Source organism: Mesorhizobium sp. M1328 (genome assembly GCF_040318075.1).
GTDB lineage: Bacteria > Pseudomonadota > Alphaproteobacteria > Rhizobiales > Rhizobiaceae > Mesorhizobium.
The window spans coordinates 1-17,428 of the sequence record NZ_JAMYLO010000005.1; the positions used below are offsets into that span (position 1 = coordinate 1).

Below are 17,428 nucleotides of genomic sequence, written 5' to 3' on the forward strand. Positions count from 1 at the left end.
CGCCGCCAAGCGCGAAGCCGTCGCGCATCTGCAGGCCACGATGGGCCTGTCGGAGCGGCGGGCCTGTTCCTTTGTGGGCGCTGATCGCAAGATGATCCGGTATGGTTCTTGTCGCCCACCTGAGGCGGCACTGCGCGGCCGGCTACGCGACCTGGCCAACGAGCGCCGGCGCTTCGGCTATCGGCGGCTGTTCATTCTGCTCAGGCGCGAAGGCGAGGCATCGGGTATCAACCGCATCTACCGGCTATACCGCGAAGAAGGACTGGCCGTGCGCAAGCGACGCTCCAGGCGCCGAGCGGTAGGGACGCGGGCACCGATCCTGGTCCAGGCGAAGCCGAACGCGCGCTGGTCGCTGGATTTCGTCCATGATCAGTTCGCCTGCGGCCGGCGCTTCCGCGTACTCAACATCGTCGACGACGTGACGCGCGAATGCCTGGCTGCGATCCCGGACACCTCGATCTGCGGCCGCCGGGTGGCGCGTGAACTGACGGAATTGATCGCTCACCGCGGCAAGCCGGGCATGATCGTCTCTGACCACGGCACCGAGTTCACCTCGAACGCGATCCTCGCCTGGTCGAAGGATCATCAGGTGGAATGGCACTTCATCGCGCCGGGCAAGCCGATGCAGAACGGCTTCTGCGAAAGCTTCAACGGGCGGATGCGGGACGAGTTGCTGAACGAAACCCTGTTCTTCGGCCTCGACCATGCCCGAACAACCATCGCCGAATGGGCAGACGACTACAACCGATCGCGCCCACATTCGGCGCTCGGATACATCACGCCTGCGGCCTATGCCGCCAATCTCACCGCAACGGACGATCGGCTGCGCAACCCCGACCAGCTCCGCCGATCACCCGTTGCTCAACCCGCGCCATACGGCGTAAAACCCGCCGAGGCTCTAACTGCAGCCGGATGAAAATTCAGTGGCAGGTCACCAACAACCCCACAAATTGGGGTTTGACCATGTTTGATCGTGCAAGTCGTCCGTCAGGGGCCGCTCTACCTATGGCGACAGTTCCGCCTCCACTCAATCGGGGCGAGTTTGAGAAGGCCCCAGGGGATCATGCGCAAAGTCGCGGAACACTACATCGGAACCGATGAGAGCCGGGTGTTGGAGGAGGCCGCTCGCCTGCTATCCACACTTGAGGCCATGCCCGAGCGGGATGCGATGAAGCAAGGTGAGCGCGGGCCTTCGATTGCGCTACCTTAAAACCTATCCGCACTACGCCGCGAAGAGCAAAACGGTTAGGGGCTTTGTCCGCTCATTCCGCGCTGACGCTGACCATTATCTGAAAAACCGCAGCAAATATGATGACAAGCGAACGGAACGGCCACGCTTCGACCCTGGCTTTCAGTGCCACGTATCATCGAGCTTTGCGGCGGCGAAATTCCGAGCGACAATACCGTACGCCGCGATGTGCAATGATTTCAAATGGTTATGAAAATCGCGGGTCCTTCCGGGGCGGTGCCAGGGTGAGGGGAGCGCTGCATCGCACGTTCTCACTAGCGACAGAAATCTAGGAAAGCATATCTCAAGTTATAATGACGCATGATATTCTAAAGACATAATCTGTTTGATTAATTTCGTTTTGCATATGTGTCTTTCCGCTATTCGCAGTGATACCTGAACCTGCATTGCCCCGTGGCGGCAAGTCCGGCTACTGTCCCGAGCAGACCGAACTATGATGCCAAAGGGCGTTGTTGATTGAGGACAAACAGCCGGGCCACGATCTCATCGTCGCTGAGCACTCCAGCTCGCCAATCGTCGGCCCAGCCGTAGGCTTCTGCCACCGCCTCATCGAGTTCGGCGTGAGCGTTCGCCAGCCATTGGGGCCTTGCGTTGTAAAGGTTGGTCAAGGTGCGTTGGTTGAGCTCCTTAGCGGCGTGCTCATCCTTGGGCACAATGCGATTGGGATAGTCCGGCCCAATGTCCGGCTCCCGCTCGATCAGGTTGGCTGGATTGAGCCAATTCTCTCGCAATTCATCAAGTCGTGAGGCCGCGGTCGCGATCGCATTTGCGCGAGGATCAACGGCATAGTCAGCAGCGAGAATGTCGGGGGTGAGACCTTCGGGGAAGGGAAAGGTAAGGTATACAAACGACGCATTGTATCGCCGCTGATTTCCAGCGCCGATGCGGTTGCCAAAGTATGTGGACCACACTTCATGAAAAGAGCTCTGCAAAATCCCGAAGCCGGTCAAACCTGCATATGGGAAGGCATAAAGGGTCTTATCCGGAACCATCGTCGACGGAAGGAAGCGGAATACTCGATGCTCGGTAGTTTCGGCCGTAGCCAGATAGCGGTCAACCGTCTGAAGGATCGCCCTCATTGCTCGGCGTGATCGGTGAGGTTCCCACCAGGAAGGGTTTTGACCGGGGGTGGATGTCCGGTAGTTCGTAAAGCTGACTAGCTGGCCGTCCCTGTGGGGATCATATCGTGCGCTATGAAGGTACTCGAAGGGCAGCTCGAATTCGCTTGCAGTCGTTTTGCTCAGCCCTTGAGGGAAATCGATAAGAAACTCTTCCGCAGGACGCCCAACGATATCGTCGGTCGATGCGTAAGCTGAAAGAACCTTCGAATTCCGACTGCCATTCGGGTTCGTCGGCGATTGCAACCATTTCTTCGCCTGCTCACGAGGGACGGTAAGAGGGCCGCTAAGTTGCACGCCAATGAAGACGGAACCCGTATTTTGCCCGAGCCGTTTGACGCTGCTCGTATCAATACCTGAGGTAAGGTTCGGATTGATGTGCTTGACTTGAATTCCGTTTAGGCTTGTACCCCTGATAGGGTCTTTGCCAGTGAAGCAAACAACGGAAACCCTAACTGCTGCACCGTTGACCACCCACCGCTCATTCTGCCAAGCATTAAATATTCTAGTGTCGGCGCTCAATCGTATTAACACTGGAAGATTGGCGTTCTTTGCGATTGCCTTGGTAGCTACCAAGCCGCACCGGCGAAGCCTCCCCTCTGCAATCATCGCTCGCGACTTTTCAAACCAGTAGCAAACCAGGTCGGAGAAGGGAGCTATTCTCCCCGAATAGATACGCCGGATGGTTTTGGTGGTTTCGTCGCCGAGGTTGCGCCTCATGCTTTTCCCACCGAGAAACGGTGGGTTGCCGACGATCACATCTACCGTCGGCCAAACTGACTCCACCCAATTGTCCGCCTCGGCATCGTAGTCTACAAGGGCGTCTCGACACTCGATTGTCTCCAAGGGCCGCAAGATCGGGTCTTTCACAGCGTCGAAGCCATTGCGCCGCATCCATTGAATTTCGCCGATCCAGACTGAAACGCGCGCCAATTCCGCTGCGTATGGGTTGAGTTCGATTCCAAGCACACATTCTGGTCCTATACGCGGAAAGCCGCGTGGAAGGCCGAGAGCTTCGGCGTCGAGATTAGCGCGATGCTCTATGTCCTTGAGCGACCGCAGTGCGACGTACAGGAAGTTGCCGGAACCGCAGGCAGGATCGAGGACACGGAAGTTCGAAAGGCGCTCAATAAAGGCGTTGTGAATTGTTTCCGCCTCGGTGATTGCCCTTGTGCGCTTGGCAAGCTCCGACCCTCGCAGCAGCTTGTCTTTCGTCTGACGCGGGGCGTTCTCGACGAGCGCAGTAACCTTCGCAAACGCCTCAGCCCATTCGGCCTCGAGCGGTTCGATGATTGTCGGACGGATGATCATCATGATTTTGTCGCGGTCGGTGTAGTGCGCGCCCAACTGACTGCGTTTAGCGGGGTCCAGCCCCCGCTCAAACAGCGTACCGAGAATTGAGGGATCGATCTGCGACCAGTCACGTCCAGCAGCCGCGAGCAGTTTGACGATGTCATCGGCGGTCACCGGTAGTACATGGTTGTCCTTGAACAGGCCGCCGTTAAACCAATCGATCGCCGTAAAGCCGACCTTTCCCCCTTTGTGTGCCATCGCGCCAAAAAGCGTCGCAGCATTTTCAGTAAATTTCGTCGGGTCGTTGCGGCTGACCTCGAGCATTTTTGTGAAGAGATGGTCGGGCAGCAAGCCCACATCTTCCGCGAACATACAAAATACCAGTTGGATGACGAAATGCGCTACCTGATGCGCTTCGTGGCCACGGTCCCGCAGGCGCTGCGCCAGCTCAGCAAATTCTCCGGCGGTTTCCTCGGTTAATTCCTGGCGAGTTTTTTTCGGTTTAAAGATATCAGGATCGAGGAAAACTGCTTTTAGCCGGTCTCGCACTGCGCCATCGATCAGATCGTCGAGCGCGAATTCGTGCGTCTCCTGAACGCTATTCGTCCAGTTGGTCCGGATGATTATTCTGGCCATATCGGATACGATCAGAAGCGGCGGATTCTCCAATGCGACTGAATATTGAAGAAGCTGGTTGTAGGCTTTATCGAGGTTGGCATGCCGGCCTTTATACTCCCAGCCAAAATGGCCCCTCCGCCATACATCAGCCCAGCCTTCGCCACCGCTCGTTTTGCTCGCACCCCTCTCGAACGTAAACCAATCTCCCGTGGGATCAGCAGAGACTGGGTCTAGCACTCCTAAAAGCGCGCACAGATCGTTGAAATGGCTCTGCGAGGCAGAGCGTTCCTTCAACTCGACATTGCGCCATTTCATTAGGAATTCATGCGGAGTCATCAGCGGTTCTCATTAACGTTATGGCGCGCCCGACAAGCTGGTCGCAGGAAAGCTAGTACCGGTTCTGAACGGCAAAGCAATTAGAGTTACCCATGCCAGCATAATTGTCGGCAGCTTGCGTGAAGGTCGCGTTTGAAAGGGAACGATCGACAAGAGTCGGCGCGTTTGCTTACCGGCACTATCACGCCTTCGCGATGCGGGCGTGCTCGGGTTCTCAACTTGACTCGAGCCTGATTATAGGCGCGAAATCGGCTGGGGGGATTTTGAATGAAGCGGCCATTTAGTTCGTTGAGCATCGACCAGCTTGAGGCAATCCTGGAGAAAGCCACCGCGAGTGGTAATTCCAAGGCAGTCAAAGCCGTCGTTGGTGAAGCCGGATTTAGGAAGACAGCTCGTGCCGGGAGACTTTTGATGCGTGCCAAGTCCGCACTGGATGTAAAGCAGGCGGACCTCTTCGACCGAAGTCTCACAAATGGTAGAGACCAGCCCTCCGTGGCGCGCAAGGAAGTTGCGAGGAAGAGGGGAGGTCGCAAACCTACCGCAGATCGCAAACCTACCGCAGAGCAACAACAGGCAATTGAAGCCTTCCTGTCTGGTGGCTCGCTCCGTATCAACGCTTATGCGGGTACAGGCAAGACCGCGACACTGCAATTCCTTGCGCACGGCACTCGCCGCCGCGGCCAGTATATCGCTTTCAACAAGGCGATTGTCGGGGACGCCCGTGACAAGTTTCCTCCGACGGTAGATTGCTCGACAACGCATAGGCTGGCGCTGAAGGCACTGCACTCTGGTTATAAAGAAACTAGGGAAAAGTTCGCAGGGAAGGTCAGCACCAAGCAGCTCGCAGAGATCCTTGGGTTTAAGAAGACCTGGCGAGTCGACCGCGACCATTCGCTACAGACAGTTTCACAAGCCTATTTGATCCAGCAGACGGTCAAACGGTTCGCGCAGAGCGGCGACGATGAGATCTCTGACGCACACGTGCCTCGCCATGGATCCCTGCTTACGGCCAATGAAGACAGTCTGGCGGCGGTGAACGAGTTCGCCCGCAACAATGCCAAGCACGTGTGGCAGCGGATGTGCGACCCCAAGGACGCGATCCCACTGGGTTTTGACGGGTTTTTAAAGCTCTGGGGCCTGTCCAGGCCACAGATTGCAGCGGACTATATACTCCTCGATGAGGCGCAGGACACTAATCCCGTGGTGCTCGACGTACTGCAGCGGCAAAGCGCTCAGCTTGTCTACGTTGGTGACCGATACCAGCAGATTTACGAATGGCGCGGCGCGGTGAATGCAATGGACGCGATCAAAACCGACTCCATTGTTGGGCTGACCCAGTCGTTCCGGTTCGGACCGGAAATCGCTGGTGAAGCCTCCCGCGTGCTGCTGCGGCTCGGTGAGAGTGTGCCGTTGACGGGCAATCCCGCCCTGCGAAGCCGTGTCGGCAGCTGCAAACCCAACGCCATCTTAGCGAGGACCAACGCGAACGTCATGACAGCGCTAATCCAGTGCCTCGACGAGGGCTGCAAGCCACATCTCGTTGGCGACAACAAGGATCTCAAGGAGCTGCTCTGGGGTGTGCGCGACTTGAAAGAGGGGCGTCCGACCGACGTCCCCGACTTCTTCGGTTTCACAAACTGGGAATCGGTCGTCGATTTCGCCAAGACCACCGAGGGCGAGCACCTGACCATGTTCGTCAATCTGGTGCAGAGTAAGGGCGAAAAGCGCCTCCTGTGGGCTATCAACCAATCGGTCAGCCAGGAGGCAGCCGAGCTTGTCATCTCGACAGCCCACAAAGCCAAGGGACGGGAATGGAAGAATGTCCGACTGATGGACGACTTTTTGAAGACCCGAGAGGCACGGACTACTGCGGATAAGGCCCAACAAGAGCGTGAAGATGCTGCTGAACTTAGACTGTTCTACGTCGCCGTTACACGCGCCAAGGAGGCGATAGAAATCCCCGTCATGGGTGTCAAAGGTGAGCAAACGCGAACTTCGGCCGTGTCGTTAGGGCTGGCGGCGCCGGCTTTGGCCAAGCGCGTTGTTACGCAACCGGCCGACTGGGAGGACCCGGTAAAGGAAAGCGGCAGAGTCCAACCACCGCATGTCCCCCAGAAACCGGCCAAGCGTGGCTTCTTTTCCCGTCTATTCGGCGGGTAAGTTACGAGCCCGCCGGATACGCCCTATTCTGGGATTTAATCTGCCCCCTGCTGATTGATTGAATGTCCGCTTGGGCGCAGGCCGGCGACAACCGTCAAGTGTCAGGTAGCTCTCCGGACAAGATCGAGGACATCCACTTGGCGGCCGCACGTTCGATCATGTTCCGGATGCTCTGGTCCCACTTGCATTCCCGCGGGCTAATTCACGGCCGCTGCCCAGGGGTTGTGTGCGAAGCTCGGTCTGGAAACAGAAAAAAAGCGAAAACGCTGGCCGGCCAGGCTCGTCCGTGCCTCGAAGTCGCTAAGGAAGTTCCACTTCACCAGGAGTTGAGTTCTCTTAGTCGCTTATTTGGGCTCGACAAATCCGACCATTCCGCTCAGTCCACTCGCAACATGCACCGTTCCAGCAGGCCAGCTGGATTGGCGAACGGCTTCGCAATTGGATGCGTCGTGTGGGCTTCGTAAACGCGCCACAATATGTATCGGTCACGTTCACGGAGCGCTTTTTCGAACTCCCGCTGCGGCCATTCAAATCGGCCGTCGACCCCCATGGTCGATTTCACCTCGAGCCATAGGGGTTTTCCCTCCTTGTCGATGGATCGAATGTCGTGGTCGGCGCCAGGATGTGTCCTCGAGACCCAGATCACGTGCTTCTCGGGTTCCCCATGGCCGAGCAATCGAACCCGCTCCAATTCCGCGCGGTAAACGATTTCTTCTCCTCGGGCGCCGACCTTTTGATCCCTGTCCACGTCGTTGGCTTCCGGCGGACGCCAACTGCTGGACCCACCGGAATACCAGCTGCCGCTGGCGGGGTGAGGCGGTAAGCGGACGGACGATCTTCAACAACTCGAAAAATTGAGCCGGGCCAGCCATGGGTCATGATCAGCGGCAAAGCGTTTTCGTGCCCGGAACGGCTATATCCAGCCCGTCGATGGTGGTCACGAATTGCGGCAAGGCATTCAGCTTGGGTCTCCCTTGGACCAATCGTAGTCCGTACCCCAGTAGCGCAGCAGGTGCCGCAGTTTCTTCAGCTGTAGGCCCTGCGAAGTGTCGCTGGCGGTTTCGCGAAGGGGCAGGCGGGTCGGGGCCAACTGCTAAGTCAGCGTCGCGAACGACAGCTTTGCGCAGGGTGGGTTCAACCGGTCACTGCAACACCTTCTGTAGCCTATCGGCGGGTGTTTCGAAGTCCAGGGTTTTTCGGGGGCGCTGATTGAGCCGCAGGGCGACGCCGTCGAGTTGGGCCTGCGAGACCTGGGAGAAGTTGGTTGTTCTGGGGAAATACTGCCTGAGCAGACCGTTCGTATTTTCGTTGCTGCCGCGTTGCCAGGGACTGCGCGGGTCGCAGAAGTAGACCTGTAGATCGGTTGCGACGGTGAAGCTCTTGTGACGAGCCATCTCCTTGCCCTGGGCCCATGTCAACGAGCGCCGCAGCTCTTCGGGCAATGTGCCGATCTTCTCGGCGAGGGCCGCCACGACGGTCGCAGAGTCTCTCCTCGCCAACTTCACAAGCATCGTGAACCGGCTGTGTCGCTCGACCAGGCTGGCGATTCGCTCCGGTGAGCAGATCACCCTCCCAATGACCTGGGATGGCACGATCCTCCGCCTCGGCGGGACGTTCGCGGATGGAGACCATATCGAGGATTTGTCCTTGCCCCGTTCGGCTCTGTGCACCTTTGCCGAGGCGCATCTGTCGTTTGGTGCGCAGATGCGCTGTCAGTTCCTTCTTGAGCACCCCTCGCGACTGGATGAATAGACTGCGATAGATCGCTTCGTGAGATATCCGCATGCTTGGATCGCCTGGGTGCGCTCGCCTCAGCCAGCCTGCTATCTGCTCCGGCGACCATTGCAGCGCCAGCTTTTGCGCCACCCGCCACCGTAGCCGCCCAGAGCATGCCAGGCGACACTGCTTCGGTCGAAGCGCGCACTGCTAAGCCTGCTTGTCGGCCCGGGTTGCACGACACGTTTGTGCACCGCCATTGCGGGAGATCTCCCGACATATCGTCGATGGGGATCGTCCCAGACTTCGTGCAATAGCGCGGATGGCAAGACCTGCCGCAATCCCGCGAGAGATCTCTTCGCGCTCCCCCAGCTCGAGCGCCGAGGCCGCTCTACGCCTTGCTGCCGGAGCAATGCCGCCGTGTAAGGATACGATCCGCTGAACGCCGCCCTTGTTCCGGCGCTCCAGTGCCCGCGAGATCGACGAAATGCTCTGACCTTGCTTCCATCGCTCCCAGAGCTCGGCCTTCTGCTCCGTGGTAAACCAGATCCGTGACGTCACCATGCGACACCTCCCCATCCTCTCAGATCAAAGGTGTTGCGACGACCGGTTGAACCCACCGCCCAATTTCAGACACTCCGTGGTGATTTCGCTGCGCTCGAAAGCGGACGCTCGAATGACACGTGCGGTGTGACCGATAAGCATCTTTAGAGGTCGTCTGGCAAACGGTTCGCGGTGGAAAAATATCTTGGCGACTGTGAATCACGACGGCGCGCTCTGCAAATCGTGCCTATCGACACGCAACAACCACTATAGCCCTGCCGGTTCACCATCGACGCTGTTTTGCCTGACACCGACCATGCGGTCCGCATCAAGATATTCACGTTGGGTCGCTAACCGGGGCAATGTGTTCCTCCAATTCCATCTGCCTTGAATTCTCCACGAGAACGTTCCGCTGAATAAGCCGATTCACAAGCGAGGCGGGATGAATTTCATCGGCTACGCAAAGTAGTTGTTGCAAGTTGTGGCGACCCGTCGTTCGCGCTTGGCAAAGTCGGACAGTTCATTCTATGGCTATCGGCAGGGGAGCAATTTATGCAGCGTGTGCGAATCCTTCAAATCGGCGATGTTCACTATCCAGACTGGCATTCCTCCGCTAGCGACATCGATGCAAAGGACAGCAAGTTCGCTCCGAAGATCACCCAGAAGTTGCGTGCCTCCTCACTTCGGGCAGTCCTTACCAAGCTCCGGCGACTGATCACCACGAAGCGCCCAGATGCGGTGGCATTCATGGGGGATTTTACGAGCCGTGGCGACAAGGAATACATCGCGTCCGCCTTCCAGCATTTGACCCTTTTGTGCCGCGCGCAGGGTAGTAAATCAGCATTTCTCCCCCTGATTTTTGTTCCCGGTAATCATGACGTGAATCGCGACGATGCGCGGGAGCTCGGACCGACCGAGAAGTTCAGCGAAATGGCAGGATTGGCAGCTGGCCTCGGTTGGGAAACTGTGCCAGTGGACCAACCTGTCCACTTCAGGCTTCCGGCCAAGTCGGGTAGCGCCAATGTCATCTTGGTCAACACTGCGATAGGTAGCTGGGAGCTTCAGAACCTTCCTGCATTTCTTCGCGATCGGCTCAAGGAACTCAATACGGGGGCCGACCCGGTTGATTTGGGTACCTCGGATACCTCAGGTCATTCCCCCGCCACGCCGCCAAATGACCCAACAAAGGACGCATCGGATGATGAGTACTACGGTCAACTTGACACCCCGTACATCTCACGGGAGATGCTTGCTGGGCTTCAAGAGTTGCTCCAGCAAGTCGGTATGCGGTTCAGCATCGTGATAGGCCACCACAACCTGCTTCCGCAGAAAATTCCACGCATCACACCTTACGCGGAGATGCTCAACAGCGGTTTTGTCCGGACCCAGCTGCTTCAAAGCGATAAGTCGATCGTCTACTTGCACGGGCACATCCATAGTGACCCCGTAGAAATCGTCAGCGATCCGCGATCTCCAAACGGCAAGCTGATCTGCATATCAGCCCCAGAGATACAGGCGGGGTTCAACGAGCTTGTCTTCTTCATGACAGATCAGGGAGAACTTGTCGGTATCCGCTTGATTCCCTATCGAACGAACGTCGCCGATGGTCTGGTCACTGAAGGCGAGCATTGCTTCATCTCGACCATCGCCAGCGGCAAGGCCTTCCTGAGTGGCGAAACTTTTGATCTGCTCGGCCGGCTCCGTGATCACGTCAAGAAGCGTGGCAGCGCCCTACTGTTCTGGGACGAGTTAGTGGAGATCGCGTCGACGGCCGCGCCCGACCAGGATCTGGAAGACTCCCTGCTAATGCTTCAGGCAGCCCGGATCATCGAGATTGACGGGCTGACGAAACCCAACTCGGAATGGCGGATCAAGGTAAGGGAAGAGTAGATGCAGAACCCCTTTGGTCCCAACAGGATAGAATACGAAAGTCGACCGATTCTTTGGTTTAGTCAGAAATCAGCTTCGATTTCGACAGCAGCAAAGCCTGTTTTCGTGGCGGGTACCAGGGGAAGTGGCAAGACTAGCATTCTTAGATCGCTTTCCACGGCTCACATCCTTGAGGACGACAATCTTGCAGAACAAGTCGGAAAGCTCGGCTGGTATGGAGTGTTCTTTCAGCTGAACGAGACATTTTCGCCGCTGATCGACAATGCCGTCCTCAGTCTCATTCCCGAGAATATACAGCTTGATCCGACTGCGGTGGCTAACCGACAGTTTATAATCTTCTCTCACTACCTAGAGCTGAAGATCGTCGAACGTCTGCTTGAGAGTGTTGTCCAACTCAGGCGGGACGGACACCTCAAATATCCAGCATCTGGCGATCGCGACGTCGCGCTAGCCCTGCATCGCCAAGTGCTGCACTTCATCCCGCAACCAGCGCGTCCAGACTTCTTCAGCATCGACGAATTGCGGGCGGGGGTTACGCGATACATCGACGACTGCTTCAATGCCTTCTTCTTCGCGGCGGACACGGCAAAGACAAACTTCAGGGCAACAGACCCCGGAGCCATAATCAACAAGGTTGCAACTGCGATCACTCCGCTCTTGGAAGGGCCTGCCTTCGCGAGCGGCACAGTCCCGTTCTTCAAGATACTGATTGACGACTGCGAGGCGCTCACGCCGCTACAGCAGCAGTTCTTGAACACGCTGGTCAGGAAAACGCGCGGCAACGTTAAGTGGGTGCTCGCCTATATCGGCGGACTTTATGACACGATCCGGACCATCATACCGGGCCAGTCCCTATCGAACGCCGACCGCGACGTCGAAAATCTCGACTCAGTAACGAACAAGGAATTCGCAACCCTCTGCGAGAACGTGTCATCACTTCGACTATATTACGCGCTTCCCGATGAGCTGCGAAGCAACCTAAAGCGCAAGAGCCCACTCAACGCGTTTTCATTGAAAAGCCGACTGGGAAGGCTTTCGGTCAACGAAATCATAGAGCGGGTGATTGAAACGGGGCATTCCGAAGGCCGAGACAGGCTAGTGACCCTCGCGGAGGCAGCGCGCGAATTTTTCTCCATAAACCTCAGGTCCGCCGACCAGCAACAGTTTCATCTTCACAGGAAGGCGCGGCCATATGCGGAGGGTCTGGCGCTCGCGCTCATGAAACCGGAAATTAAACGCAAGCCCATGAGTTCGGCGGACGCAGCGAATCTGATGCGCTCGATAGCACGAAAGCAGGGGTGGGCGTTCCTGCAAGCGTGCCGAATTCTGGGCCTCCACGAATATCCCTACGTAGGGCACCAAATAATTACGTCATTGAGCGATGTCTGCATACGAGACTTCCTTGACATAATGGGGGAGATCTTCCGCCGTAGCGTTCCGAATGCGAGCGATCTGCGCAAGCTGGTGGACTTCATCAACTCGGATTCGCAGATCGCCATCGAACAGCAAAAACAAGCAGTAAACGCTGCCTCCAAGAGAAAGATGGACGGCCTGCAGGCGCTTTCACATCCCTATGAGGAAGAGAGCGTGCGCATGGTGCGTGCGCTCGGATACCTCACCGCGCGCCTCCAAACAGACTTTGCCGAGGATAGCCCCCTCGGCACAACTGAAAGGGGTATTTTCAAGGTTGATCTTAGTGAGATGCGCTCGCTCGTGAATAAGCTCGAGCTTCCAACAGGGAAACTAGACGAGGTCCTGCGACGTGCGGAGAAAGATGGTTTCATTCGCGAGGTCTCCGCTGCGGGCAACTTGGAGGTGGATCGGGCCGATGCAAGATCGAAGGAGATGCTCATACGGTTGCATCGTCGTTTTGCCCCGTACTTTGGATATTCTTATCGCGGGCCCTATGAGACGAACACAATTCCGGCTGCGCGAATCGTTGACCTGCTCTTCACGCGATACCGCATCCCGGAGGACTGGGCCGACGCAGTGTTCAAAGAACTCGTCGCACGGCCGGCTTCACATACCGAATTTCAGGGCTCTCTGTTTGAGAGTGATCTAGAATGACCCCAACGGTTGAGTATCGGGTGTTCGGCAACGTGGCTGTCACTGAGAGGGTCAGTGATCGCGGTGCTGTCGAAGTGGTCGAAGCAGACATTGCGATCGTTGCGCTTGGATGGGAGACGCGGTTCACCGCCTTCGGCGACCACGTTGATCTTAAGGTCAAGAAAATGATCGTTCTCGACTTCGCGCTAAAGAGCACCGGCATCGCGGCCGTTGAGGCCAACCGGGAAAAGCTCGTTGCGATAGGCAAGCGGTGGGGCATCGATGTCACGGTTGTCGACCTGGAAGCATCAATCGAATACCAGAAGAACATCAATATCCTCGACCACACGCTGTCGCAAATGGCCGAGTCCTATGGTTCCTACCAGGGAAACCTGCGCAAGGTCTTCGTAGAATGCTCAACGATGCCCCGGATCTACATTCAGTGGCTTGTTGCCTTCGCTTTCAAGAAAGTGGCTATCCAGTCGCTGGAGTTCGGCTATGCCGAAGGGACTTATGAGAATGCAGCCGGCAAAGAGGACTTTTCCAGCGGCCTCGACCGCTATGTGACGGTACCCCATCTTCAAGGCGGCGGCGGTATGGGTGAGGAGAAGATCCTGCTGGTGGGTATCGGCGGAGATGCGGACGTCTTCTATGGATTGATCGATCTGGTAAGTCCGGAACGAATCTCTCTTCTCGTTCCCCGAAGCGAACGAAATGAGCACATCGATGTATTGCTAGATCAGCAGGTTGCCAAAGTTCGTGAGACCCATCGGCTTGAAGAAGGTGAAGTTCGCGACATCGAAGCATTCGGCCTTACGGCTCACCTCGACGCTTTCGAAGCTTATCTCGAGGGTTTCGGCTCGCGATCGGTCGTGAACGTATTCGTGAGCGGGCCTAAAGTTCAGGCGATTGCCGCAGCCGTTCTGGCGTGCAGTGACAACCGGGTCCAGATTAAGGCGCGAATCCCTACCTCATATGCCCACCGGGAGGTTTCAGCGAACGGGCGATATCATTTTTACAAGCTGATCGATCTGACCTCGCCTGCTTGTAGCCTTCCTGGGACGTTCTGACTCTGTCTTGCTTTCACGCAGCATCGTGATCGCCGTGGCCATACGGGTTGATCCACAACATACATAGAAAGTGCGATATCATCCGGTATGTGATTTCAGGAGAACGGCAGCTTGCGGGTGGCTTGGTCTAACGGCGGACTGACAGCTTCCGGCCCTATTTTGGTCATTCGCGAGAGCCGCTCATATTCGGACGCGCCGTCTGGCTTCTTTGTTGGGCCGACGCCAGCGGAGCTCGCTTTTGAAATTTGTGAACCGTCATGATTCCACGAGTCTCCACGGGTCGCCAGGAGACGAATATTAGACAAATATCAAACGAGATTTTTTGAAGATGAGCTAGTGCTTGAAATTGCTGGTACGCCCAAGGGGAATCGAACCCCTGTTACCGCCGTGAAAGGGCGTTGGCGATACTGAAATCGTGCGAAGCCCTCCTGTCACACGACGATCGCGGCAATCATCAGATCAGCGATCAGCCGTTTTCCTCCGATTTTTTGGATCGGCTAAGTACTTGAAACTGTTGGCTCCCCGAACGATGAATGTCACGAAGGCAGCGCAACGCTGGCGCTGGCTGTCCCAAGGCATTGAAACGATCGACGTTCGGCAAGGCATCGGCCTACTTTCCACAGAAGGCGCGCTTCCCCACACGCCCGCGATCGCCTCCATACCCGGCCCGACCGGGGACGCCGGGCCTGTCGATTAAGCGTGGTGGCCGATGCTGCGCTTCCAAATTCGATCGCCACAGTCTGATCGCACCGAACTCGATGCTGCTCGAAGCAAATCGTGCGGCTCTGACATGGATCAGGGCGAGCAGGCCACGGCTGCGCAATAAGGCACTGCGGTTTGGCGCCCGCCGGAATTGGAAATCGGGGCTTGCGATGAAATTCGGCACAGAGATCGTCCTTCTAAGCCTGTTTGCGTTTGCGGCCCTGGTGGCTGCCGGCTTCGGCGTAGATGAACCTTTTCGCCAGCATATGTGGGTTTTGTTCTTCGCCGTGGCTGGCTTCACTGCGATTCTGTTGCGCAACACGGAGTTCAAGCCGACAGTTCCGATCGACCCCGCCGCTTACATGGATGGGCCGATCCGCTACGGTGCCATCGCCACCGTATTCTGGGGCGTCGTCGGCATGCTGGTCGGCGTGGTCATCGCCCTGCAGCTCGCCTACCCGGATCTCAACATCCAGCCCTGGTTCAATTTCGGCCGACTGCGGCCGCTGCACACATCCGGTGTTGTGTTCGCTTTCGGCGGCAACGCGCTGATTTGCACGTCTCTCTATGTGGTGCAGCGCACCTGCCGCGCGCGTCTGTTCGGCGGCGATCTCGGCTGGTTCGTGTTCTGGGGCTATCAGCTGTTCATCGTCATGGCGGCAACCGGCTACCTGCTCGGCATCACCGAGAGCCGCGAATACGCCGAGCCCGAATGGTATGTGGACCTGTGGCTGACCATTGTCTGGGTCGCCTATCTCATCCTGTTCCTCGGCACGATCCTAAAGCGCAAGGAACCGCACATCTATGTCGCCAACTGGTTCTACCTTGCATTCATCGTGACCATCGCAATGCTGCATGTGATCAACAACCTGTCGATGCCGGTCTCCTTCCGGGGCTCCAAGAGCTATTCAGCCTTCTCCGGCGTACAGGACGCCCTGACGCAATGGTGGTACGGCCACAATGCCGTGGGCTTCTTCCTCACCGCCGGCTTCCTCGGCATGATGTATTACTTCGTGCCCAAGCAGGCCAACCGGCCGGTCTATTCCTACCGGCTGTCGATCATCCACTTCTGGGCTTTGATCTTTCTCTACATCTGGGCCGGCCCCCATCACCTCCACTACACCGCACTCCCTGACTGGGCGCAGACGCTCGGGATGGTGTTCTCGATCATGCTCTGGATGCCGTCATGGGGCGGCATGATCAACGGCCTGATGACGCTATCCGGCGCCTGGGACAAGATCCGGACCGACCCGATCATCCGCATGATGGTGATGGCCGTCGCCTTCTACGGCATGTCGACCTTCGAAGGCCCGATGATGGCGATCAAGACGGTCAATTCGCTCTCGCACTACACCGACTGGACCATCGGTCACGTTCATTCGGGCGCGCTCGGATGGGTTGGCATGATATCGTTCGGCGCGATCTACTACATGGTGCCGAAGCTTTGGAGCCGTGAACGGCTCTATTCGCTGCGGCTCGTCACCTGGCACTTCTGGCTGGCGACACTTGGGATCGTCGTCTACGCCGCTGTCATGTGGGTGTCCGGCATCATGCAGGGCCTGATGTGGCGCGAGTACGACGAGCAGGGCTTCCTGGTCTACTCCTTCGCCGAAACCGTCGCCGCCATGCATCCCTACTACATCATGCGTGCCATCGGCGGCGCGATGTATCTGTCGGGCGCCCTCATCATGGCCTGGAACATCGCCATGACCATCCTCGGCTACCAGCGCGAGGAGGATCCGATGCCGCGCTCCATCCCCGCCCTCCAGCCTGTGCGATCAGGAGCCAGAAAATGGGCTTGATGGACAGACACGCGGTCATCGAGAAGAACGCCACACTTCTTCTCCTCGGGTCCCTGCTGGTCGTAACAATCGGCGGTATCGTCGAGATCGCGCCGCTCTTCTATCTCGACAACACCATCGAGAAGGTCGAAGGCATGCGGCCCTATTCGCCGCTCGAGCTCGCCGGGCGCAACATCTATGCGCGCGAGGGCTGTTACCTCTGCCATAGCCAGATGATAAGGCCGTTCCGCGACGAGGTCGAGCGCTACGGCCACTATAGCCTGGCGGCCGAGTCGATGTACGACCACCCGTTTCAGTGGGGCTCGAAGCGCACCGGGCCGGATCTCGCCCGGGTCGGCGATCGCTACTCGAACGGATGGCACGTCCAGCATCTCACCGAGCCGCGTTCGGTGGTGCCGGAATCGATCATGCCGAGCTACGCGTTCCTGAAGGACATGCCAATCGAGGTGAAGGATTTCTCGACGCATCTGATCGCCAACAGCCGTGTCGGTGTGCCCTATTCAGACGACATGATCGCTCATGCCAATGCCGATCTCATGGCGCAGGCCGATGCGAATGCCGACACATCGGGCCTGGAGAGACGCTATCCGAAAGTCAAGGTTGGGGACTTCGACGGCGATCCGCAGCAGGTCACCGAAATGGATGCGCTGGTCGCCTATCTCCAGATGCTCGGCACGCTGGTCGATTTCAGGACCTATGACGAAGCCGCCGGTTACCGCTGAGGAGAATGGCGATGACCTACAATTTCATGCGGGAGTTTGCCGACAGCTGGGGCCTGCTTGCCATGGCACTTTTCTTCCTCGGATGCGTTGCCTTTGCATTTCGTCCCGGCAGCCGCAGGCAAGCCGAGAGAGCCGCTCACATTCCTCTCAAGGACGACTGATC

The 17,428-nt window shown here is 57.5% G+C and carries 12 protein-coding genes and 1 pseudogene; 8 read left to right on the forward strand and 5 right to left on the reverse strand.

All coding sequences use genetic code 11. From position 1 onward, the window contains the following. A partial coding sequence (locus NKH23_RS12770) for an IS3 family transposase (RefSeq protein WP_353034735.1) occupies positions 1-916 on the forward strand: 916 nt, incomplete at its 5' end. Between the two features lie 764 nt (positions 917-1,680). Here the strand turns inward: NKH23_RS12770 and NKH23_RS12775 are convergent. Continuing rightward, positions 1,681-4,614: a class I SAM-dependent DNA methyltransferase gene (locus NKH23_RS12775; protein ID WP_353034737.1), complete on the reverse strand. Its 2,934-nt coding sequence runs from the start codon at positions 4,612-4,614 to the stop codon at positions 1,681-1,683. 267 nt (positions 4,615-4,881) lie between these two features. On the opposite strand from NKH23_RS12775, the gene NKH23_RS12780 reads away from it, so the two are divergent. Continuing rightward, on the forward strand, positions 4,882-6,774 hold the full coding sequence (locus NKH23_RS12780; protein WP_353034739.1) for a UvrD-helicase domain-containing protein: 1,893 nt from the start codon (positions 4,882-4,884) through the stop codon (positions 6,772-6,774). Positions 6,775-7,150: 376 nt separating this feature from the next. Here the strand turns inward: NKH23_RS12780 and NKH23_RS12785 are convergent, their stop codons facing one another. The 4 genes and pseudogenes from NKH23_RS12785 to NKH23_RS12795 all read right to left on the reverse strand — a co-directional run bounded on the left by NKH23_RS12785 (position 7,151) and on the right by NKH23_RS12795 (position 9,054). Further along, positions 7,151-7,522 (reverse strand): protein NO VEIN domain-containing protein, encoded by a 372-nt coding sequence (locus tag NKH23_RS12785; RefSeq protein ID WP_352502737.1) that lies wholly within the window; start codon positions 7,520-7,522, stop codon positions 7,151-7,153. Beyond that, on the reverse strand, positions 7,417-7,665 hold the full coding sequence (locus NKH23_RS34570) for a hypothetical protein (protein ID WP_502912348.1): 249 nt from the start codon (positions 7,663-7,665) through the stop codon (positions 7,417-7,419). Before NKH23_RS34570 ends, NKH23_RS12785 begins: the two co-directional genes overlap by 106 nt. A gap of 67 nt (positions 7,666-7,732) precedes the next feature. Further along, the gene (locus NKH23_RS34575) at positions 7,733-7,864 is read right to left on the reverse strand and encodes an epoxide hydrolase N-terminal domain-containing protein (RefSeq protein WP_502907050.1); all 132 of its coding nucleotides are present in this window, start codon (positions 7,862-7,864) and stop codon (positions 7,733-7,735) included. 44 nt (positions 7,865-7,908) lie between these two features. Further along, positions 7,909-9,054, reverse strand: a pseudogene (locus NKH23_RS12795) (IS30 family transposase). Between the two features lie 531 nt (positions 9,055-9,585). On the opposite strand from NKH23_RS12795, the gene NKH23_RS12800 reads away from it, so the two are divergent. The 6 genes from NKH23_RS12800 (at position 9,586) to NKH23_RS12825 (ending at position 17,426) form a co-directional block, all read left to right on the forward strand. After that, entirely contained in the window at positions 9,586-10,923 is a 1,338-nt protein-coding gene (locus NKH23_RS12800; RefSeq protein ID WP_353034741.1) for a metallophosphoesterase family protein, read from the forward strand. Then, positions 10,924-12,990 carry an ORC-CDC6 family AAA ATPase gene (locus NKH23_RS12805; RefSeq protein WP_352721688.1) on the forward strand — a complete coding sequence of 689 codons (2,067 nt, stop codon included), beginning with the start codon at positions 10,924-10,926 and terminating at the stop codon, positions 12,988-12,990. It begins immediately after the preceding gene. After that, positions 12,987-14,039 (forward strand): hypothetical protein, encoded by a 1,053-nt coding sequence (locus NKH23_RS12810; protein ID WP_352502734.1) that lies wholly within the window; start codon positions 12,987-12,989, stop codon positions 14,037-14,039. The genes NKH23_RS12805 and NKH23_RS12810 overlap by 4 nt, the downstream gene beginning before the upstream one ends. Before the next feature lie 872 nt (positions 14,040-14,911). After that, the gene (ccoN, locus tag NKH23_RS12815; RefSeq protein WP_353034744.1) at positions 14,912-16,543 is read left to right on the forward strand and encodes a cytochrome-c oxidase, cbb3-type subunit I; all 1,632 of its coding nucleotides are present in this window, start codon (positions 14,912-14,914) and stop codon (positions 16,541-16,543) included. Next, the gene (ccoO, locus tag NKH23_RS12820) at positions 16,534-17,265 is read left to right on the forward strand and encodes a cytochrome-c oxidase, cbb3-type subunit II (RefSeq protein ID WP_352721684.1); all 732 of its coding nucleotides are present in this window, start codon (positions 16,534-16,536) and stop codon (positions 17,263-17,265) included. Before ccoN ends, ccoO begins: the two co-directional genes overlap by 10 nt. Positions 17,266-17,276: 11 nt before the next feature. Next, on the forward strand, positions 17,277-17,426 hold the full coding sequence (locus NKH23_RS12825) for a cbb3-type cytochrome c oxidase subunit 3 (protein WP_352457387.1): 150 nt from the start codon (positions 17,277-17,279) through the stop codon (positions 17,424-17,426). The last annotated feature ends 2 nt before the right edge of the window (positions 17,427-17,428 follow it).